At 74.6% G+C, this 23001-nt stretch carries 4 protein-coding genes (1 of these 4 only partly in view); all 4 read right to left on the bottom strand.

The window, feature by feature from the left end; genetic code table 11:
- Tightly spaced (each overlapping or abutting the next), the 4 genes in view from VF632_RS09680 to VF632_RS09665 form a layout consistent with a single transcriptional unit that may run on beyond the window.
- On the bottom strand, nt 1-10344 hold the 5' portion of the coding sequence (locus VF632_RS09680; RefSeq protein ID WP_331022674.1) for an SDR family NAD(P)-dependent oxidoreductase. The gene continues 3036 nt to the left of window position 1, outside the view; the window shows 10344 of its 13380 coding nt (coding positions 1-10344); its start codon is at nt 10342-10344; its stop codon lies off the left edge, out of view.
- Nucleotides 10341-20744, bottom strand: a complete 10404-nt coding sequence (locus VF632_RS09675; protein ID WP_331022673.1) for an SDR family NAD(P)-dependent oxidoreductase — start codon at nt 20742-20744, stop codon at nt 10341-10343. Before VF632_RS09675 ends, VF632_RS09680 begins: the two co-directional genes overlap by 4 nt.
- On the bottom strand, nt 20741-22759 hold the full coding sequence (gene asnB, locus VF632_RS09670; RefSeq protein ID WP_331022672.1) for an asparagine synthase (glutamine-hydrolyzing): 2019 nt from the start codon (nt 22757-22759) through the stop codon (nt 20741-20743). Before asnB ends, VF632_RS09675 begins: the two co-directional genes overlap by 4 nt.
- Nucleotides 22759-23001, bottom strand: coding sequence for an acyl carrier protein (locus tag VF632_RS09665; RefSeq protein ID WP_331022671.1), 243 nt, complete (start codon nt 22999-23001; stop codon nt 22759-22761). Before VF632_RS09665 ends, asnB begins: the two co-directional genes overlap by 1 nt.

The raw sequence follows: 23001 nt of genomic DNA, 5'->3' as shown, positions 1-23001 counted from the left end.
GAGCTCCGCGACGTCGGACGAGTTGCGATGCACCAGCGGGTGGAGCGGCCGCTCGCGTTCCGGCACCGCGGGACCGCCCCGCGGCGCCCAGTGGCGCTCGCGGGCGAACGGGTAGGTCGGCAGGCTCACGCGCCGGGGATGGCCCCCGGGGTAAAGGCGTGTCCAGTCGACGTCCACGCCGCCCACCCACCGCGCCAGGAGCGCCTCCCAGGCGCCGCGCCCCCGGGGCGGATGCACGGCCCCCGCCGACCCTTCGCCCTCACCGGCCGCGGCCTCCCGTCCCCGCCGCGCCCGTCCCTGGCAAAGGCCGCCGATGCCCTCTTCGCCGGCCAGCCACCGGCGCAGCTTTTCCCCCAGCTCGCCGGGCGTTTCAACGGCCAGCGCCAGGCGGTGCTCCATCGCCGGCCGCCCCACCTGCAGGGTGTACGCGACCGCGGCAAGGTCGCCGCCGGTGTCGCCGCGCTCGACGGCCCGCGCCAGGCGGGCGGCCACCTCGCGCAGCTGCGGCGCTTCGCGCGCGGAAAGCACGATCCCGTACGGCGCCGGGGTGGCGGGCGGCTCCGGCCGCTCTCCCCGGAACTCCTCGACCACCAGGTGCGCGTTCGCCCCCCCGGCACCGAAGGCGGAGACACCGGCCACGCGCGGACCCGGCCAGGGGGCGAGCGCCTGCTGCACGACGAACGGGGTGCCGTCCAGCTCCAGCCGCGGGTTCAGCTCCGCCGAGTGGAGCGACGGCACCAGCTGCCCGTGCTTCATCTGCAGCAGGACCTTGGTGAGGCCGGCGATCCCCGCCGCGCCCTCGCAGTGGCCGATGTTCGACTTCACCGAGCCGATGGCGCAGCGGCCGCGGCGGAACGTCTTCGCCAGGGCGCGGATCTCGATCGGGTCGCCCAGGGCGGTGCCGGTGCCGTGGGCCTCCACGTAGCTGACGGCGGAGGCGTCGACCCCGGCCTGCCGCAGCGCGCGCCCGATGGCCGCGCCCTGGGCCAGCGGGTTGGGGACGGTGAAGCCGTTCGTGCGCCCGCCGTGGTTGACGGCGCTGCCGCGGATCACGCCGTAGATGGAGTCGCCGTCGGCCAGGGCGCGGCCCAGCGGCTTGAGCAGCACCGCCCCGACCCCCTCTCCCGGCACGTAGCCGTCGCCGCCCGCGCCGAAGCTGCGGCAGCGGCCGTCGCTGGCGGCGAACTGCCCCTGCCCGATCATCAGGTACTTGTTGGGGTGTAGCGACAGGTTGACGCCGCCGGCGATCGCCATCGTGCATTCCCCCCGCCCCAGGGCCGCGCAGGCCAGGTGGATGGCGGTGAGCGACGACGCGCACATGGTGTCCACCGCCAGGCTGGGCCCCCCCGCGTCCAGGAAGTACGAGACCCGGTTGGCGATGGACGACAGGCTGCCGGGGAGCACGGTCGGGCGGCCGGAGCGCGTTTCCTCGACCCCCCACAACTGGTACTCGGAGTACATCACCCCCACGAACACCCCGGCCTCCGTGCACGCGGGCGAGCCCGCGTAGCCGCCGTCCTCCAGCGCCTCGTACGCGCACTGCAGAAAGAGCCGCTCCTGCGGATCGAGCGCCGCCGCCTCGCGCGGCGAAACGTGGAAGAAGAGCGGGTCGAACTCGTCGGCGCCGCGCAGGAAGCCGCCCCACCGGGTGTACGTCTTTCCCTCCGCCCCCTTCTCGGGGTCGAACCAGCGCGCGTGGTCCCAGCGGTCGGGCGGGATCTCGGTCACGCAGTCCCTTCCCGCCTTGAGGTTCTCCCAGAACTCGCCCAGCGTTTCCGCACCCGGATACCGCCCCGCCACCCCCACGATCGCCACGTCCAGCGCGGAGGTCCGGGGTTCCTCCGGCCGCGCCGCCGCCACCGCCCCGCCGCCGGCGGGGCGGGGCTGGGAAACGGGCGGCGGCGGCGCGGCCTGGACCAGCCGTTCCACCTCGCCGCGCCGCGTGGCGATGAAGTGCCCCGCCAGCGCGTCGATCGTGCGCACCTCGAAGAGCAGGGTGCTGCTGACCGGCGCGATGACCGCGCGCAGCGCGGTGGTGAGCTGCACGACGAGAAGCGAGTCGATGCCGTAGCGCTCCAGCGGCGCGGCCGGGTCGATGTCGGCGGTGGCGATCTTCAGCGTGTCGGCGACGATCGTGGTGAAGAACCGCGTGGCGCGCTCGTGGAGCCCCCGGTCGTCGGCCCCGGGCGCGGGCGCGGCCCTCCGCGGCTGCCGGACGGTGCCGTCGCTGGTGGCCGCGATGACCTGCTGCCCCAGGTCGTGCGCGGCGGCCACGGGAAAGGCGACGTCGCGGAACCCTTCGGCGGCCAGGACGCTCCGCCACGTCTCCGGCGCCACGGCGGGCGAGCCGGCGATCCGCAGCGCCGGGTCGTCGTACCGCCACCACCCCTCCAGCAGGCCGAAGGTGAGGTGGCTGAAGAGAACGTCGGCGCTCAGCTCGTTGAGGACCAGGAGGCCGTTGCGGCGCAGCGCGGCCTTGGCGTTGCGCAGCGTCGCGCGGATGGAGCGGGTGGCGTGGAGGACGTTGGTGGCCACCACCACGTCGAACGAGCCCGGCTCGATCCCCTGGTCTGCGGGCGGCTTCTCGACGTCGAAGAGGCGCGTGTCCAGGTACGGGGCGTCGTACCGCTCGCGCGCGTGCAGCAGGAATGCCCGCGAAACGTCGGTGTAGCAGTAGGTGTCCACACGGTCGCGCAGGGGGCGCAGCCTGGCGAAGACGGCCGCGCTCGTCCCGCCGGTGCCGGCGCCGATCTCCAGGATGCGCACCGGCCGTTCGGCCGCAGCCACGTGCGCGGCGACGGTTTCGGCCACCACCTCGTTGAAGAAGTCGGCCGCGGGGTTGCCGCGGTAGATCCCCTCCACCAGCGCCAGCGACGAGCCGGGGAAGATCACGTCGGTGGCGCGGCGCCCGCCGGTGAGGATTTCCGGGAGCGCGCGCAGCGTCGCCTCGACCAGGGTGGCGTGCGGCGCCCTGCTCTCGTCGCGCATCCATTCCGCCCTGCGCGCACCCCACGCCGCCCAGGGCGCCGCCGGATCGGCGGCGGGCGCCTCGGCGGCGGCCAGCACCCGGTCGGTCTGCTCCAGCCAGCGTGCGTACACGGGAAGGACGCGGGTACGCTCCACCTCCCGCAGCCCGGCGCGCAGAAGGGGGAGGAGCAGCGGGTCCATCTCCGCCGTCTGTGCGCCGACGCGCCGGCGCAGCGCGGCGATCCGCTCCGCGTGGTCGGGCGCGTGCGGGGGGGCGGCCGGGGCGGCCGGGGCGTCGGGGAGGATGGTGACGGCCTCGTCGTCGCTGAACCCCGTCAGGGTGCGCGGATCGGAGGTCTTGACGAAGGCGAGCTGGGTGAAGGGCCCGGCCAGCAGCACCTCCAGCGCGGCCATCGCTTCGTCGCCCTCGATCGATGCCTGGCCGGCCCGGGCCATCCGCGCCTGGTACGGCTCCGAGGCCACCACGCCCACGCGCCCCCACCACCCCCAGTTCATCGTCTTCACGGGGCAGCGGAACCGCGCCGCCGCCCGTTGCGCGAACGCATCCTGAAAGGTGCAGCCGGCGGCGTAGTTGCCCTGGCCGGCCGCGCGGAAGAACGACTGGATGGACGAGAAGAAGAGCACGAAGTCGAGGTCGTCGTCCTGGAAGACCTCGGCCAGGGCCACGCTGACGTCCACCTTGGCGCGCAGCGCCGCCCGGAACCGCTCCTCCGGCATCCGCGCCAGGCTCCCGTCCTGCAGCACGATCGCCGAATGGACCACCCCGTCGACGCGGCCGCAGCGCGCGCGGACCTCGTCGCGCGCGCGGCGCAGCGCCTGGGGATCGGCGGCATCGGCGCGGATGTACAGCGGCCGCGGACCGAGCGTCCCCAGCGTGTCGAGCCGGGCCTCCATCGCCGCGTCGGCCGGGCGCCGCCCGATCCACACCACGCGCGCCTGGTGGCGGCGGATCACCCACTCCGACCACACCGATCCCACGCCGCCGGCGCCGCCGATCACCACGTACACGCCGCCCTGCCGGTACGGCGCAGCACCGGTCCTCTCCCCCGCTCGCACCGGGACCAGCTTCTGCCGAAGCCATTCGCCGCCACGCCACGCCCACGGGCGGGCGAGGGGGTCGAAGGGCAACCCCGCCAGGTCGGGGACGCCGTCGCCCTCCACGTCCACCAGGCGCACCTTCCACTGCGGGTACTCCCGCGCCAGCGAGCCGGCCAGCCCGTGGACGGCGGCGTGCCCGGGATCGGAGGCCCGCGTGAGCACGGTCAGCGCGAGCGCGCGCGCGTCCGCCTCGTCGCGCAGGAGCGCCTGGACGTGGCGGAAGAGCGCGAGCACCGGGCCCTGGAGATCGCCGTCGGAGGGCGGCGCCGTCCACGGGAGGGATTCCTCGGCCTCCTCCTCCGCCGCCTGCGCCGGCCCCGGCGCGGCCACCTCCCACACGGGGACGAGGAGCATCGCCTCGGCCCGCGGCTGCACCACGCGCGAGGTGTAGCCCCGCATCCGCACGCACACGCGGCCGCCGTCGTCCACCAGGTCGATGTCGAGCGTGCCGCCGGCGTCGCGCACGTGCGCCCACATCTGGTCCCCGCACGCCCTCCACCCGTCGAAGGCGTCGAGGGCGAAGGGGACGGCCGTGCCCCCCGCGTCCGAGGCCAGGCCGACGCTCGCCTGGATGGCGCCGTCGACGAGGGCCGGGTGCCAGGGGGACGCCGATGGGGGGGCGGCCGGGGGAAGGCGAAGGCGGGCCAGCACCTGGCCGTCGCCCAGGTGAACCTCGTCGATCGCCTGCAGCGAGGGGCCGTGCTCGATCCCCATCGCGCGCAGCGCGTCGTAGCACTCGCGCGACGAGAGGAGTCCGCGGCCGCAGGCGCGGCGCAGGGCGGCCAGGTCCACCGGCGCCGGCGCCGCGGACGGCTCCCGGTGCGCGACGCCCGTCACGTGCACGGTGCCGTCGGCGCCCACCAGGCGGAAGGCGCCGCCTTCCACCTGGACGGAGACGCGCGCGTCGTGGATCGGCGCGACCCAGGCGACGTCCTGGAACCGGGCCGCCTGCGTGGCCGCGCGCACCCGCTCCAGTGCCACCACGCCGGGCATGACCTCGCGCCCCTGCACCCGGTGGTCCGCGAGCGGCGCGGCCGGAGGGGGGGCGGCCAGGGGGGCCGCGAGGGGCGCGGCGCCCTCCACCCAGAACCGGTCGCGCCGGAACCGGTACCCGGGAAGCGGGATGCGGCGGCGGCCGGCGTCGCCGGCGTTCCCTTCGGCCGGCGCGAGGGAGGGGCGCGTTTCTCCCCCGGCCAGCCACCGCTCGAGCGCGGCGACGGCGTCGTCGCGGTCGCGTACGGGCAGCTCCAGCCGGGTGGGAAAGCGGCGCCGTCCCGTTTGCAGCGTAAAGCAGAGGTCGTGCACGTCCAGGTCGGGGTGCGCGCGGCAGTGGCGCAGCAGGTCGGCGGCCATCTCTCGCAGCTGCTCCTGGCTGGCGGCGCTCAGCCCCAGCACGCACTCCGCGCGCGAGGCGGCGCGAGGCGGCGGCGGCGGGGCCTCCTCGATGACCACGTGGGCGTTGGTGCCGCTGGCCCCGAACGAGCTGACGGCGGCGCGGCGGGTGCCGTCGTCCCCCGCCACCCACTCGCGCAGCCCGGTGTTGACGAAGAAGGGCGTGCCCTCCAGGCGCAGGTTGCGGTTGCCCCGCGCAAAGTGCAGCGACGGCGGGATCTGCCGGTGGCGCAGCGCCAGCAGCACCTTCAGCACGCCGGCGATGCCCGCGGCGAACTGGGTGTGCCCCAGGTTGGTCTTTACCGAACCGAGGGCGCAGGAGGCGGGCCCCGCGCCGCCAAAGGCGTCGACGAGCGCGCGCAGCTCGATCGGGTCGCCGAGCTTCGTGCCGGTGCCGTGCGCCTCCACCACCTGGATCCCGCCCGGATCGATGCCGTGGCCCTCGTACACGCGCCGCAGCAGGCGCGTCTGCGAGCGCGCGCTGGGCGCCGTGATCCCGTTGGTGGTGCCGTCCTGGTTCATCCCCGAGCCGCGGATCACGCCGTGCACCGTGTCGCCGTCGCGCAGCGCGTCGGCAAGGCGCTTGAGCACCACCACGCCCACCCCTTCGCCCGGCACGAAGCCGTCGGCGCCGTCGTCGAAGGCGCGGCAGCGGCCGGTGGGCGAAAGCATCCCGGCGCGGTCGGCGGAGAGGTAGAGCCGCGGCGTCGACTGCACGAACACCCCGCCGGCCAGCGCCATCCCGATCTCGCCCCGGCGCAGCGCCTCGCAGGCCAGGTGCAGCGCCACCAGCGAGCTGGAGCACGAGGTGTCGACGGAAACGGCGGGCCCTTCCAGGTCCAGGTGATAGGAGATCCGCGAGGCCACCACCGAGGCCATGTTCCCCCAGAGCGCGTGCCCGGGCGCGTCGTCGCCCACGAGTGCGTGGTAGTCGCCGGCGCAGCACCCCACGTACACCCCGCAGCCCGGCTCCGCCGGCCGGTCGCCCGCGTAGCCGGCGTCCTCGAGGGCGTGCCACGCCTCCTCCAGGAAGAGCCGCTGCTGCGGGTCCATGTAGGTGGCCTCGACCCCCGAGATGTTGAAGAAGAGCGGGTCGAAGCGATCGACGTCGGCCAGGAAGCCGCCACTGCGGCAGGCCACGCCGGGCGGCAGGGGCCAGCGGGTGGCGTCCTCCACCAGGTCGGCGCCGCGGCGCAGGTGCTCCCACAGCTCGCCCAGGTCGGCCGCGCCGGCGAAGCGGCCCGCCATCCCCACGACGGCGATGGGCTCGGGGAAGGGGTCCCGCGCCGGCGCCTCGGCCGCCCGCTCCCCCGCGGCGCCCGCCGCGGGGCGGGCCAGGGCCACGTGCCGCTCCAGCCGCTCCAGCGTGGCGTGGTCGAAGAGGGTGGTGGTGTCGAGCGCCGTCCCGAAGGCCTGGTTGAGCGACTCGACCAGCCGCACGCCCAGGATGGAGTCGAGCCCGTAGTCCGCGAAGGGGCGGCGCGGGTCGATCTCCTCCGGCGGCACCTGCAGCGCGTGCGCCAGGTGGTCGAGAATCGTCTTCCGCGGCGAGGCGCCCCCATCGTCCGGCCAGCAGCGCCTGCGCGTGAACGGGTAGGTGGGAAGGCCCACGCGGCGCCGCGGCTCGCCCCGTTGCAGGCGCTCCCACGGCACGGGGAGGCCCTTGACCCAGAGCGCCGCCACCGGGGCCATGTCGCCGCCGCGCCGCCACCCGTCCAGCAGCCCGGCCAGCCGCGGATCGGCGTCGATGCGGGCGAGCGTTTCCCTGGGCACGGCGGCGGTGCCCCGGTGCAGCGCGGCGCAGGGCACCCCCTCCACGAAGGCGCGCATCGCCTCGCGCAGCTCGTCGGGCGACGACACCACGCAGCAGAGCCGCTCCTCCATCGGCTCGCGCCCGGTCTGCAGCGTCCAGGCAAGGTCCTCCAGGTCGTGCTCGCCGCGGGCGAGGGCGTCGAGCAGCTTGCGGGCGTAGGCGAGCAGCGCCTCGCCCGTGCGCGCGGAGAGCGGCACCGGCACCGCCCGTGGCGCGCGGGTGCGCGGTACGGGCGCCACGTATTCCTCGACGACCACGTGCGCGTTCGTGCCGCCGGCCCCGAACGACGAGACCCCGGCCACGCGCGGACGCGCCCATTCCGCGCCCTGGCGCTGCAGCACGAAGGGCGAGGCCGCGAAGTCGATGTTGGGATTGGCCTCGTCGGCGTGCAGCGTGGGGGCCAGCCTGCCGTGCCGCATCTGCAGGACCAGCTTGGTGAGCCCCGCCATCCCCGCCGCCGCCTCCAGGTGGCCGATGTTCGACTTGGCCGAACCGAGGGCGCAGGACTGCCCTCCCGCCGTCCCGAACGCGTCGGCGAGGGCGGCGACCTCCACCGGGTCGCCGAGCTCCGTCCCGGTGCCGTGCGCCTCGATGCAGCTCACGTCGCGGGGGTGCACGCCGGCGCGCTCCAGGGCGCCGCGGATCAGCGCGGCCTGCGCGCCGGGGCTGGGCACCGTGTAGCCGTGCGTCCGGCCGCCGTGGCCGACGGCCGTGCCCCGGATCACGGCGTGGACGTGATCGCCGTCGGCCAGCGCCCGCGACAGCGGCTTGAGCAGCACGCACCCCACCCCTTCGCCGGGGACGAAGCCGTCCGCGCCGAGTCCGAAGCTGCGGCAGCGTCCGCGGGGCGAAAGCATCTGCTGCGCGCACAGCTCCACGTACGCCGAGGGGTGGACGTACAGGTTGACCGCCCCGGCGATGGCCACCTCGCACTCGCCGCGGAAGATCTGCTCGCACGCCTCGTGGATGGCGGTGAGCGACGACGAGCACATCGTGTCGACGGGCAGGCTGGGGCCGCGGAAGTCGAAGACGTACGAGACGCGGTTGGGGATGGAGGCGAACGTGGAGCGCGGAAAGCGCAGGGCCGCGCTCTTGGTGACCCCGGCGAACACCCCCACGCGCCCGCCGTGGCGCGCGGCCAGCGAGGCGCGCGTGTACCCCGCGTCCTCCACCACCTCCCAGCATGCCTCCAGGAACAGCCGCTCCTGCGGGTCCATCTGCGCGGCGTCGCGTGGCGCGATGTTGAAGAACAGGGGATCGAAGTCGGCGATGCCGTCCAGGAACCCGCCCCACTTGCTGTAGCTCTTTCCCTGGCGAACGGCCCGGGCGGGATCGGGCTCGTAGAAGCCGTCGAGCGGCCAGCGGTCGGCGGGGACCTCGGTGACGCAGTCGCGGCCGGCCTCGAGGTTGCGCCAGAAGGCGTCGAGCGTCGGCGCCTGGGGGTAGCGCCCGGCGATGCCGATGATCGCGATCGGCTCGCGCGCCGGCGCGGGCGCGGGGCGTGCGGCGGGCCTCGCCGGGGGCGCGGAGCGCTCTTCCAGGTGGCGGGCCAGCGCCGCGAGCGTGGGATGCTGGTAGAACAGCGTCTTCGGGAGCGGACCGAACCTCGCTTCCAGCCGCTGGTTGAGCCGCGTGACGACGATGGAGTCGATCCCGTACCGCTCCAGAGCCTCCCCCGCGTCGATGCTCTCGACCGGGCGCTTGATCACCGAGGCGAAGAGCTCCTTCAGGACGTGCAGCACGTCCGCTGCGGCTCCGGCCGTGGCCGCCTCGACCCCGTCGACCTCGGCCTCGACCCCGTCGACCTCGACAGGCTCGACCTCGACTGGCTCGACCTGGGCAGCCTCGACCTCGATCGCCTCGACCTCGGCCTCCTCCGCCTGGGCCGCCGCGGAAGGCGAGGAGCGCGCGGCGTCGCGCGCCAGGCCGTGCTCGCCCTCGTGAACGGCGGCGGGCGCGGCCGACACGCGGACGTGCGCCCATCCCGACGCAACGCAGCGGTGGAACGCCTGGAGCCCGGCGGCGGCCGAGATGGCGGCGTGCCCCTCGGCCCGCATTCCGCCCTCCGCCCACAGCGGCCAGGCGATGGAGACCGTCCGGCCGTGGCGCCCGTCGCGCCACGCGGCGTAGGTGTCCAGAAAGCCGTTCGCCGCCGCGTAGTCGGCCTGCCCGGCGTTGCCCAGGGAACCGGCGTTGGAGGAGAAGAGCGCAAGGAAGTCCAGCGGCAGGTGGCGGCTGGCAAGGTCCAGGTTCAGCGTTCCCTGGACCTTGGGCGCCAGCACGCGCCGCAGCGACTGGTGCGTCTTGCGGATGATCCACGCGTCTTCGATGAGCCCCGCGCAGTGCAGGATGCCGTCGAGCCGCCCGTGCGCCGAGACGATGGAGGCCAGCAGCGCGTCGACGGCGGCGCGGTCGGTGACGTCGCACTCCGCGCGGCCGGCCAGGACGCCGTGCGCGCCGTGCTCCCGGGCGTCGCGCGCGAAGAGGCGGGCCAGGCCGCCGACGCCGCCGGTGACCAGGTACACGCCGCCCTCCTTCCAGCAGGGCGGCACCCGCTCCGCGGCCGGCGCCTCTTCCCACCCGCGCACCCACGCCGCGCCCCCGCGATACGCCACCTGCTCGCCGCCCGTGCGCAGCAGGTGGCGCAGCTCCTCCGCCCCCGGCCACTCGTCGAGCTCGATCGTCTGCCCGTGGATCCCCGGGTCTTCCAGGTGCGCCGTGCGCAGGAGGCCGATCACGCCGGGGGCGAACTGCAGTGCATCCGCGCCCAGCGACACCACCTGGACCAGCGTGTTGCCGGGGCGCCGCCCCGTCATCAGGCGCTGCAGCTCGCTCAGCAGCCGGCTGACCGTCATCGCGTAGCGCTCGTCCGCGCCGGCACGGTCGCTGTGCAGCACCACGCAATCGCAATCGGCGTCGCCGCCCTCCACGGCCGCGCGCCAGTCGGCCGGCGGGTCGCACAGCAGCACCAGGCGCCGGGCGAAGGAGGGCGCACCCGGCGCGGCGTCGCGCGACGGGACCCAGACGGGGCGGAAGGAGCGCGTCCCGCTCACGGGCGGCCTCCTTCGAGCAGCATCTCGAGCTCGCGCACGTACGCCGCCTCGTCGAGCGACGGCGCCTCCGGACGCGGGATCCAGTACCGCTCGCGCGCGAACGGATACGGCGGCAGCGCCGCCATCACCGGGTGCCCGCCGGTCCACAGCGAGGCCCAGTCGACATCGGCGCCCGACATCCACCGCGCCAGGACGGGGTCCTCGGGAACGGGTGCCGGCCTTGGCCCCGACGCGCAGGCGGCCAGGCCGTCGCGAAAGGCGGAGCGCCCGGCGGCACGGAAGGCGAAGCGCGCCTCCATGGGCTCGCGGCCCGCCTGGAGCGTCCAGGCGATGGCGGGGAGCGGGGCCGCGCAGTCGGCGAGCCCCGCGGCCAGCCGGCGCAGCTGCGCCTCGTCGCGCGCGGAGAGCACGAAGAGCTCCGCGGCGTCGCCGTACGCGCGCTCGGCGGGCGCCGGGGCGGGGTACTCCTCCAGCACCACGTGCGCGTTGGCGCCGCCGAAGCCGAAGCTGCTGACGGCGGCGCGGCGGGGGGCGTCGGCCCGCCGCGGCCACGGCGTGCGCTCGCGGACCACCCAGAACGGGCTTCCCTCCAGCTCCAGGTGCGGGTTGAGCTCGCCGCAGTGCAGCGTCGCCGGGAGCTCGCCGTGGCGCATGGCCAGCAGCGCCTTCACCACCCCCGCGGCGCCGGCGGCGGCCTCCAGGTGGCCGATGTTGGTCTTCAGCGACCCCAGGGCGCAGCGGACCGGCCCCTCGGCCGGCAGCGCCGCGTACGCCCGGCGCAGCGCGCTCACCTCGGCGGGGTCGCCCAGGGGCGTGCCGGTGCCGTGCGCCTCGACGTAGCCGATGGTGGCGGGGTCGATCCCGCTCATCGCCGCTTCGATCAGCCGCGCCTGGGCCTTCACGTTGGGCGCGGTGAGCGAGCCGGCGCGGCCGCCGTGGTTTTCGGCGCTGGCCAGGATCACGCCGTGAATGCGGTCTCCGTCGCGCTCGGCGTCGGCCAGCGGCTTGAGGACCAGGGCCACCACCCCCTCGGCGCGCACGTAGCCGCCGGCGTCGCGCGAGAAGGTCCGGCAGCGGCCGTCCGGGCTCAGCATGCCGGCCATCTGCGCGGCGGCCGAGGTGTCCACGCTCAGCAGCAGGTTCACCCCGCCGGCGATGGCCATCGCCGAGCGCCCCGAGCGCAGCGTCTCCACCGCCCGGTGGATGGCCACCAGCGAGCTCGAGCACGCCGTGTCCACCGGCTGGCTGGGGCCGTGGATGTCGAGCAGGAAGGAGATGCGGTTGGCGAGCATCGAGTGCTCGTTGCCGGTGGCGATGAACGCGTCGGCCGGGACGCCGTGCACCGAGAGCAGGTTGGCGTAATCGGAGCCGGAGATGCCGAAGAAGACCGCCGTGCTTTCCGGCAGGCGCGACGGTGGATGGCCGCTGTCTTCCAGCGCGTGCCAGACGGTCTCCAGCGCCAGCCTGTGTCGCGGGTCCATCAGCTCGGCCTCGAGCCGCGAGATGCGGAAGAAGGCGGCGTCGAACGCGTCCACGTCGCGCACCACGCCGGCGTACTTCGGAAAGTCCGCCCGGTCGACGATGTCCCGGTAGAAGGCGTCGTACCGCTCGCGCGGGAAGGGGGTAATCAGGTCGCGGCCCGCGACCAGGTGGTCCCACAGCTCCTCGATGGAATCGGCCTGCGGGAAGCGGCCCGCCATTCCGACGATGGCGACGGCGCCCTCCCGCCGGACCGCCGCGCGTGGGGCGGCGGCCGCGATCGGCGCCGGCCGCTCCGGCTGCCGCACGCCGCGCAGGTGTCCGGCGAGCGACTCGACGTTGGGGTGCTCGAAGAAGACGGCGGGGGTGAGCGCGACGCCGAACGCGTCGTTGACGCGGCCGGCCAGGGTGGTGAGGGCGATGGAGTCCAGGCCGTACGACTGGATCGGCGTGCGGTGGTCGATCTGGTCCACGGAAAACTTGGCGATGGCCGCGACCTGCACCTTCAGGACCTGCTCCACCGAGGGGCCGGCGCCGGTGGCCGGGGAAGCGGACCCGCCGGCGGCGGAGCCGGCCCGGCGGATGCCGGAAAGGTGGCCGACGATCTCGCCGTCCGCGCCCACGAGGGCCATCTCGTCCCCGTCCAGCACCACGGAGCGCGTCTCGGCGGCGGGGCGCAGCAGGCGCAGTCGGCCGATGGACCGCAGCGGTCCCGCCGACTGCGCGATCACCACCAGGAGCGGCGCCGGAAGCGTGACGTTCCGCTTGAAGTGGTCCTGCTGGAAGGGTGGCTCGGCAACGTCCCACCGCCGGCCCGCCGGCACGGGGGAAACGGGCGCGGAGCCGGGCCGCGCGAGCTCGAGGCGGATCGCCTCGACGCCGGTGGAAACGGCCAGCGACCAGCGCTCGTTTCCGCGGCTTTCCAGGCGGTACAGCAGGCGCGTGGCCGTCGTCCACTCGATCGGCGCCAGCCAGTGCACGTCGCGCAGCTCCAGCGGGCCCTCCACGCCGGCCAGCCTGGCGACGGCCAGCGCCGCGTCCAGGACGAAGGTGCCGACGATCTCCCCCTCGTGGTGGTAGTCGAGCAGCTCGTCCGGGTGGACGTCGAGGGTGAACCGCACCCCGGCGAGGCCCGACTCGTTGCGGCCGACGAAGGGGTGCAGCTTCGCGGCGAAGCCGATCGGGTCCAGAAGCGACGGAGCATCGGGAAGCTCCGGATACCAGCAGCGGGTCTCCTCGAACGGATAGGCGGGGAGCGAGAGCCGCCGCGGCTGCGCTCCGGGGTGAAGCGCGTCCCAGTCGATGGCGGCGCCGGCGATCCAGTACCGCGCCACGGCCTCCAGGTCGCCGCGCCCGGCCGCCGCGCTCACCTCGGCGGCGTCGTACGCAGCCGCCTCCAGGGCCACGTTCTCCGTGAACGGCAGACCCGCGCGGTCGGTGAGCCGGCGGCGTACCCCGGCCAGGTCGGCGGCCACGAACGCCAGGCGGCAGGGGAGCGCGTTTCGTCCCGCCTGCAGCGTGTACGCCAGCGACCGCAGGTCGACGTCCGGATGCGCGTCGAGAAAGGCCCGCATCCGCTCCAGCCACGCCGTCATCCGGCGCGGGTTCATGGCCGAGAACACCATCAGGTGCGGCCCGCCGCGGGCCGCCGCGGCCGGGGGCGGGGCCTCGTACTCGTCGATCACCAGGTGCGCGTTCATCCCCCCCGCGCCGATGGAGGTGACCCCCGCGCGGCGGGGCGCCCCGGCCGGCGGCACCCATTCGGCGCCCGTCCGCTGCACGAAGAACGGGGACTCCGCGAAGGGGATGGCCGGGTTCAGCTCCTCCGCGTTCACCGAGGCCACGAGGCGCCGGTGCTTCATCTGCAGCAGCACCTTGGTCACCCCGGCCAGCCCCGCCGCGGCCAGCAGGTGGCCCAGGTTCGACTTCACCGACCCCACCGGGCAGAACCCGCGCTCGCTCGTCCACTTTTCGAAGGCCAGGGTGGCGCCCTTGATCTCGATCGGGTCGCCCAGCCTGGTCCCCGAGCCGTGGCCTTCGAAGCAGGAGATGCTCCGGGGGTCCACGCCGGCGTCGGCGAGGGCCTTTTCGATGGCCAGCGCCTGCATGTGCGGATTGGGGACGGTGAAGCCGTTGCGCACGCCGGCGTTGGTGACCGCGCTCCCCCGGATCACCCCGTAGACGTGGTCGCCGTCCCGCTCGGCGTCGGCCAGCCGCTTCAGCACCAGGGCGCCGGCCCCCTCGCCCACGATGGTGCCGTCGGCGCCCAGCCCGTAGCTGCGGATCTTCTCGCCCGTGGTGGTGGTGTAGTGCTCCTGCGAGGTGGCGACCAGGTTGTAGGGGTGCAGCATCAGGTTGACGCTCCCCACCACCACCATCGGACATTCGCCGCCGCGCAGCATCTGCACCGCCTGGTGGATCGCCACCAGCGACGACGCGCACATGGCGTCGACGAACAGGGACGGGCCGCTGAAGCCGTAGAAGTACGAGAGGAGGTTGGGAATGGCCCCGGCCAGGGTGCCGCTGGCCCGCGCCCCCCGCCGCAGCAGGCTCTGGAACCCGTAGAGCAGGTAGTGGTTGTTCATCGTGCCCACCAGCACGCCCACGTTGCCGCGGTAGCGGCGCTGCAGCGTTTCCCGCGAGTAGCCGGCGTCCTCCAGCGCCTGCACCCCCACCTGCAGCAGCAGCCGCGCCTCGGGCGACATGAGCTCCGCGTCGTGCTGCGAGATGCTGAAGTAGCGGGGGTCGAACCGGTCGATTCCGCGCAGGAAGGTGCCCGTGCGGATCGTGCTCTTGCCCAGGACGTCGCGAGTCGGCGCGTACAGCGCGCGCGGGTCCCAGCGGTCGGAGGGTGGCGGCTCGAAGGCGTCGCGCCCTTCGTCGAGCAGTCTCCAGAGCTCGTCCAGGTTTTCCGCGTGGGGATAGCGTCCGGAGAGGCCCACGATGGCGACGTCGCGCGAACCGGGCGGGGGCGCCGGGGCCCGGGAAACCGCGACGGCCGGGGAAGCATCGGCGGCGGGGGAACCTTCGACGACCGGGGAAGCCTCCACGGGGGAAGCCTCGACGGGGGAAGCCTCGACGGGGGAAGCCTCGACGGGCGCGCGGGACACCGCCACGCGGCCCTCGCGCGCCAGGAACTCCGCCACGCCGTCCAGGTCCACGTGCTCGAAGAACAATGTCTTCGGCAGGGGGCCGAACTCCTTCTCCAGGCGCTGGGTGACGGAGACGGCCAGGATGGAGTCCAGGCCGTACTCGTCCAGGCGGACGTCGGCGCGCAGGCGCGCCGGGTCGATCCCGGCCGCCTCGGCGAAAAGGGACCGGACGAGGGGGAGCGCGTCGGCGGCGGTCCCGCCCGCACGCGGCGCAACGGGTGCGGCGTCCGGCGGGGCGGCCGGGGCCGCGGCGGCCACCCGCCACGAGCCCACCTCCACGCCGATCCGCGCGCCGGAGAACCCCCGCAGCGCCACCTCGAAGGCGGCCAGGCCGTCCGCCGTGGCCATCGCCTCGGCGTCCGCCCGCGGCGACGGCGGCTTCATCCCTCCCTGGGCCCACAGCGGCCAGTTGATCGAGATCGTGCGCCCGGGTCCGCGGCGCTGCTCGGCGAAGGCGTCGAGGAACGCGTTCGCCGCGCCGTAGACGGCCTGGCCGGGGCTGCCGCGAACGGCGGCGACCGAGGAGAAAAGGGCGAAGAAGTCCAGGCCGAAGCCGCGCGTGGCCTCGTCGATGAGGGTCGTGCCGTCGACCTTCGGCGCCAGCACGGCCTCCATCGCGTCGCGCGTGTCCTTCAGCAGCCAGGCGTCGCGGAGCACCCCCGCCGCGTGGACGATGCCGTCCAGCCGCCCGTGGCGCTCGCGGATCTCCGCCACCACCCGGTGCACGTCGGCGCGCCGCGTGACGTCCGCCTGGCGGTACTCCGCCCGTGCCCCCGCCCGGCGCAGCGTCTCCAGAAACGCGGAGCCGTCGGACGTGAGGGCCGAGCGGCCGGTGAGGACCAGGCGAACGCCGGGCGTCTTCCCCAGGTGGGCGGCGACGATGCGTCCGAGCCCGCCCATGCCGCCGGTGATCCAGTAGACGCCGCCGGGGACGGCCGCGGGAGTGCCCGGCCCCCCCGGCGGGGTCCATTCCGCCAGCCGGCGGACGTACCGCGCGCCGGAGGCGTCGTAGCGCACCTCGTCCTCGCCGTGCTCGCCGGCCGCGATCCGCGCCACCGCTTCCGGCGCCCACCCGGCGAGATCCGGGATCGTGACCACGGTGCCGCGGAGCTTCGGGTTCTCCAGCCGCGCCGTGCGGAAGAGCGCGGCCAGCGGCGCGAAGCGCGCGTCCGGGGCCATCACCAGCAGCCGCACGGGGCCGGAGTCGCGATCGCGGAGCACGGCCTGCGCACGCTCGATCACCGGCATCCATTCCGTGTCGAGCGGCTCGGCCGCGGCGGCGGTGCGTTCCGCCACCTCCCGCAGGGCGGCCCCGTCGAGCCCCGCCAGCATCAGGTGCACCCTCGCGGGGTCCGGCCGTCCCTCCACGTCACGCCGCTCCCACCGCGGCACCGCGTACACCAGGCGCGGCGCCGGGCGAACCCCGTCGGCGAACTTCTCGGTGAGCCCCGCCATCCGCAGGCACAGCTCCCCGTCGTCGTCGTGGAGGTCGATGTCGAAGACGTGCAGGCGGCCGGGGCGCCGGCGGACGTGGACCCACGCGCTCCCCGGGACGGCCCGGCGCAGCTCGATGGCCTCGGCGCTGAACGGCATGGGTGCCGCCGTGGCGTTCTCCTCGGCCTCCAGCGCCAGCAGGAGCGCCACCTGGAGGGCGCAGTCCAGCGCCGCCACGGCGCTCGCCGCGGCGACGCGCGCCACCGCCCGCCCCGGCCCACGGTGCACGCGGCTCAGCCCGCGCATGGCCGGCCCGTGCTCCATGCCCAGCGCGGCGAAGCGGCGGTAGCACTCTTCACCCGTCCATTCGCCGTCGGGGCACGACGCGAGCAGCGCGGCGAGGTCGGCGCGCTCGGGGGGCGCATCGGAGAGCGCGGCCACCGTGCCGCGCACGCAGGGCTCGTCTGCCTCGATCGTGAACTCGTCCGGCGCGGCCAGCACCACGCGGACGCTCGTTCCCCCCTCGCCCACCACCAGCGGCCGCAGCCACACGACGTCGCGCAGCACCAGCGGGCCGGGGTCCGGCAGCGCCGCGCGCACCAGGTCGGGGCACACGGCCGCCGGTAGCACCCTGCGCCCGTCGATGCGGTGCCCGTCCAGGAAGAACTCGCTCCCCGTGTAGTGCGTCGCCCCGCGCGGAGCCGTGGCGGGCCAGTAGCGCTCGCCGGCGAACGGATACCCCGGCAGCGAAACGCGCCGGTACCCCTTCCCGAACGGCTCGTCCGCGCCAGCCTCGCTCGCCCGCCGTTCCCGCAGCGCGTCCGACAGCTCGGCCAGCGTCTCCGCCCGGCAGGCGAAGCGGTGCGGGAGCTGCCGCCGTCCCGTAAGCAGCGTGTAGCTGACGTCGCCCAGGTCCAGCCCGGGATGCGCGTCCACGTGCGCGCGCAGCTCGTCGATCTGGCGCTGCAGCTGCGCCTCGCTCTGCGCCGAGAGCACCACCGGATAGGCGCGCGGGGGCCGGGGCGCCCGCGGGATCGCCGGCGCCTCCTCGATGACCAGGTGGGCGTTGGTCCCGCAGAAGCTGAACGAGCTGACCGCGGCGCGGCGCGGACCCTCCGCCTCCCAGGGGATCAGCGTCGTGTTCACGTAGAACGGGCTGTCGTCCAGGGGAATGGCCGGGTTCGCCCGCTCCCAGTGCGGTGCCGGCGGGATCTGCCCGTGCCGGAGCGCCAGCAGGACCTTGAGCACGCCGGCCACCCCGGCGGCGGTGGTGGTGTGGCCGATGTTCGCCTTGACCGAGCCGAGGGCGCAGTAGCGCGTGCGGTCGGTGGAACGGCGGAAGGCGCCGGTCAGCGCCTCCAGCTCGATCGGATCGCCCAGGATGGTCCCCGTCCCGTGCGCCTCCACCATCTGGATGCCGGCCGGGTCGATCCCGAAGCGGTCGTACACCTCGCGCTCCAGCCGCTCCTGCGACTGCGCGCTGGGTGCCGCCAGGCCGTTGGTCCGGCCGTCCTGGTTGATCCCCGAGCCGCGGATGACGGCGTGCACGGCGTCGCCGTCGGCAAGGGCGTCGGCCAGGCGCCTGAGCACCACCACGCCCGCCCCCTCGCCGGGAACGAAGCCGTCCGCGCGCGCGTCGAACGCGTAGCAGTGGCCGGTGGGCGACACCATCCCGGCGCGGTTCACCGCGTCGTAGAACGACGGCGTGGACTGCACGAAGACGCCCCCGGCCAGCGCCATGTCGACCTCGCCGCTCCACAGCGCCTGGCACGCCAGGTGGATGGCCACGAGCGAGCTCGAACAGGCGGTGTCCACCCCCACGGCGGGGCCCTGCAGGTCCAGGAAATAGGCGATGCGCGCGGCGATCACGGCATCCGAGGTCCCCCAGAACGCCTGTGCCGGCGCCTCGGCGCCGAAGAGGGCTCCGTAGTCCGTCCCCTGCGACCCCACGTAGACGCCGCAGCGGCTCCCCTCGATCGCACGGCCCGCGTGCCCGGCGTCTTCCAGCGCGTGCCAGGCCTCCTCCAGGAAGATGCGCTGCTGCGGGTCCATGGCCGTGGCTTCGGCCCCCGCGATGCGGAAGAAGGGGGCGTCGAACCGGTCGATGTCGGAAAGGAACCCGCCGCGCGAGCACTGCCACTGGGGGCGTGGCGGCCAGCGGGACACTTCGCCGACCAGCTCCGCCCCGCGCGCCAGGTGCCCCCAGAGCTGCTCGACGTTGTCGGAGCGCGCGAAGCGCCCGCTCATCCCGACGACGGCGATGGGGGAGGGACCGGCCCCCCCCGCCGCCCCGGTTTCCGGCGACGGCGGCGGGGAAGGGAAGGGGCGGGGCTGTCCGGCCTCCAGGTGCCTCGTGAGGCGGTCGACGCTGGCGTGGGCGAAGAGGCTCGTGGTGCTCAGGTCGGTGCCCAGGTGCTCGTTGAGCGTCTGGACGACCCCCGCGGCGCTGATCGAGTCGAGCCCGTAGTCGGCGAACGCCGCCTCCGGGTCGATCGCCCCGGCGCCGAGCCCGAGCTTCGCCGCAAGCGTCCGGACCACCAGGCCGCGCACCGAGGCCGGGTTCGAATCCAGGGCCGGGGCCGGAGCGGATGCCCGGGCCGGGGCCGGGGCGCCGCGTTCCGCGGGATCCGCCCCCGTCGGAAGCCAGTACGGCGTCCGCGTGAACGGGTAGGTCGCGCAATGGATCCGGACGGGCTTCGTATCGCCGTACAGCAGCGCCCAGTCCACGTCCAGGCCGTGCGACCAGGCCCGGGCGAGCCGGTCGGCCCGGCCCTGCTCCACCCAGTGGGCCGTGAGCAGCCTCGCCTCGCCAGGGTCCAGGAAGGGCGCCCCCGCCGCCGCGCGCGTCCCGGTTCCGTCGCGGAGGAAGTCCTCGATCCTGGCGCGCAGCTCCTCGGAGGTCTCCGCGACGAAGGCCGCGCGCTCTTCCATGGCGTCGCGCGCGGTCTGAAGCGTGTGCGCCAGCGATGCGAGGTCCGTCCCCGCCTGCAGCGAAGCGAGCACCGCGCGCGCGTACGCCCGCAGCGCCTCGCCGGTGCGCGCCGAGAGAGGGACCACGTGCGGCCCCGGGTGGCCGGGGCCCCCCGGGTCGCCCGCGGGGGCCGGCGGGGGCTCCAGCACCACGTGCCCGCTCACCCCGCCGAACCCGATCGTGCTCACCCCCGCCCGCCCGGGCGACGGCCACTCCCGCGCCGCGCCGACCACGTAGAACGGGCTCCCCTCCAGCTGGATCAGCGGGTTCAGCGTCTCGAACCCGCACGTGGCCGGCAGCATGCGGTGCCGCATCGCCTGCAGGACCTTGACGATGCCGGCCATCCCGGCCGCCGCTTCCAGGTGGCCGACGTTCCCCTTCACCGAGCCCACCCCGCACGGCCGCGTCGCGCCGAGGCGCGCGAAGGCGCGCTTCAGTCCCTGGATCTCGATCGGATCGCCGAGCAGCGCCCCCTGCGCGTGGGCCTCCAGGTAGTCGACGGTGTCGGGATCGATCCCGGCGCGCGTGTAAACGTCGACGATCAGCGCTTCCTGCGTGGTCGGCGTCACGGCCGTGAGCGAGTGGGTCTTCCCGCCGTGGCGCGTGGAGACGGCACGGATGACGCCGTGGATGGGATCGCCGTGGGCGACCGCGTCGGCCAGCGGCTTGAGCACGAGCACCGCGCCCCCCTCCCCCCGTACGAAGCCGGCGGCCGCCGCATCGAACGCGCGGCTCGCGCCGTCGCGCGACAGCTGTCCGCTCTTGCGGAACGCCGTAAAGCGGCTCGCCGACAGGCACAGGTTCACCGCCCCGGCCAGCGCCATCGAGCACTCGCCGTGCTCCAGCGCCAGCACCGCCTGCTGGACGGCCGTGAGCGAGCTCGAACAGGCGGTGTCCACGGCCAGGCTCGGCCCGCGAAGGTCCAGCAGGTGCGAAACGCGGTTCGCCACGATCGAATGCGAGGTGCCCGTGGGCATGTACGCGTCCGAATGGGCCTGGTGCCGCGCCGTCAGCTCCGCGTAGTCCGACGCACCGACGCCCATGAACACGCCCACGTTCGCGCCGGCGAGCGCGCCCGGACGGTAGCCGCCGTCCTCGATGGCCTTCCAGGCCAGCTCCAGGGCGATGCGCTGCTGCGGGTCCATCATCTCCGCCTCGCGCGGCGAGACGCGGAAGAACGCGGCGTCGAAGCCTTCGACGTCGTCGATCGTCGCCGCGCGCAAGCCCTCCGTCCCCGGGCCGCGGCGCCCGGCCGGAAGCGTGCCGATCAGGCACCGTCCGGTGGCCAGGTGCTCCCAGAACTGTCCGGGATCGTCGGCCTGGGGAAAGCGGACGGCGATGCCGATGATGGCGACGGCGGTCATGGCGCCCCGGCCTCCGCCGGGCGGCGGGCCATGCGGCGCCGCACCGCGCCGGTGCGCTCGTCGACCACCCTGACGAGCGTTCGCTCCGTCGCGCGCTCCTCCGGATCCGGGAGCCCCTCGCGCCTGACGAAGTAGCGGTGCAGCCAGACCAGCGACATCAGGAAGACGAAGGTCTGGCTCTCGCGCGTGCTGACCTGGCCCGGCGGGGTCGAGAACACCTTCTTCACCAGGGCGCGCGCGAAGACGGGATCCAGGCAGTCCACCCGCGCGAGCGTCGCGTCGCAGAGCAGGTCGAGCGTGTCGCCGCGGCGCTCGGCAAACGCGGCCACGTCGGGGGCGCGGTACGGGAACTTCCCCTTCGCCAGGACGGCGGGCGGCAGCCGGTCGCCGAACGCCCTCTTCAGCAGCCGCTTCTCGTCGAACCCGTCGTCGAAGCGCAGGTTGGTCGCGGCGGCCACGGCCACCACGGCGGGGTCGAGGTAGGGGCAGCGGTTCTCCACGCCGTGCGCGAGCGCCATCCGGTCGCCCTGCGTCGACAGCAGGTATCCCGGCAGGAGGGTCCTGAACTCCAGCCACTGCGCCTTCTGCACGGGCGTGAGTGCGCCGAACCCCGGCTGGGCGCCCAGCCATTGCACGAGCGAGGGAAGCGGGTCGGGCGCGTCGCGCAGCAGCCGCGTGGAGAAGCGGCCGTTCTGCAGCCGCATCTCGTGCGAAAAGAGGCCGGGCGTGCGCTCGGCGGAGAACTGCTGGTACAGCCCCATCAGGCGGCCGTGCTCGCCGCCGCCGCTGAAGTGGTCCAGGTACGGATACAGCCGGGCCAGCCGCGCCTTCTTCTCCTCCGTGGTCAGGCTGTTCCACGACGACAGCAGGAGCGTGTCCTTGAAGATCCCGTAGCCGAGGAACGCCTCGTCGGCGCCCTCGCCGCTGAGGACCACCCGGACCCCCGCGTCGCGCGTGGCCCGGGACAGAAGGAACATCGGCACGAACGCCGTCCGGAAGGCCGGCACCTCGGCGTGAAAGACCGCGCGCGGAAAGTGGTCGGCGATGTCGCCGTTGCCCACGCGCACGGTGGTGTGCGCGGTGCCGAGGCGCTCCACGACCGCCCGCTGCTCGGCCGACTCGTCGAACTGCGTCTCCTCGAACGCCACCGAGAACGTCCGCAGGGGAGGGCCCGCGGCGTCGGTGGCCAGCGCCGCCACGATGGACGAATCGACGCCTCCGCTGAGGTAGACCCCCACCTCGACGTCGCTGCGCATCCGCAGCGCCACGCTCGCCCGCAGCGTGTCGCGGATTTTCTCGATCGCCTCCCCTTCCGTGGCCGGCGCGCCACGACCCTGAAGGTCGAGCGTCGTGTAGGCGCCGCGCCGCGACCGGCCGCCGCGGTCGACCACCAGGAACTCTCCCATCGGCAGCTGCTCGACGCCGGCGAACCCGGTCTGGTGCGGCAGCGGAGTCCAGGTGGTGAAGATCGTTGCCAGCTGGGCGGAGTCGAAGGCGAAGCGAACGCGCTCGAAGGCCAGGAACGCCTTCATCTCCGAGGCGAACAGGAGCCGGCCCTCGTGCAGGACGTAAAAGAGGGGACGCTCTCCGAAGCGATCCCGCGCCAGGACCATCGAGCCGTCGCGGGTGTCGTGGATTGCGAACGCGAAGGCGCCGTCGAGGCGGGGCAGGGAAGCTTCACCCCAATGGATCCAGGCCTGCAGCACGACTTCGGTGTCCGAGGCCGTGCGGAAGCGGCGTCCAAGGGCCTCGAGCTCGCGCCGCAGCTCGCGGTAGTTGTACAGCTCGCCGTTGCAGCAGATCCAGTAGCGGCCGTCGCCGCTGCCGAGCGGCTGGGTGCCGGACCTCCGGTCGATCACGCTCAGCCGCGCGGTACCCAGGCCGGCGACGTCGGAGACGTAGTAGCCGGCTTCGTCCGGCCCGCGGTGCGCGAGCAGGGCGAGCATGCGCGTCATCAGGGCCGGATAGCGCTCGGGCGCCTCCGGCGCACGGAAGAAGCCGGCGATCCCGCACATCAGCGGCCGGCCCTTTTGGCTTCGGCACAGGCCAGGATGCTGTTGAGCGAGACCAGCACGTTGGAGAGGAGCTCGTCGTCGGTGAAGCGGATGCCGTACTCCTTCTCCAGGTGCCGGATCATCTGGACGTATCCGAACGAATCGATGATCCCGATGCTGAACAGGTTGGTTTCCGGGGTGACGTCGCCGCCGAACTCGAAGAGGAAGGTGTCTTCCAGGTATCGCTGAAGCTCTTCTCGCAT

Origin of the sequence: Longimicrobium sp. (assembly GCF_036388275.1) — a bacterium.
GTDB lineage: Bacteria > Gemmatimonadota > Gemmatimonadetes > Longimicrobiales > Longimicrobiaceae > Longimicrobium.
Note: the sequence above shows the minus strand (reverse complement) of the source record. Positions and strands in the feature narration are given on the sequence as shown.

Bases quoted from the DNA above. Each gene is read 5' to 3' on its own strand.
- asnB (WP_331022672.1), bottom strand. From the start codon at position 22,759: ATGTGCGGGATCGCCGGCTTCTTCCGTGCGCCGGAGGCGCCCGAGCGC.
- VF632_RS09665 (WP_331022671.1), bottom strand. From the start codon at position 23,001: ATGCGAGAAGAGCTTCAGCGATACCTGGAAGACACCTTCCTCTTCGAG.
- VF632_RS09675 (WP_331022673.1), bottom strand. From the start codon at position 20,744: ATGACCGCCGTCGCCATCATCGGCATCGCCGTCCGCTTTCCCCAGGCC.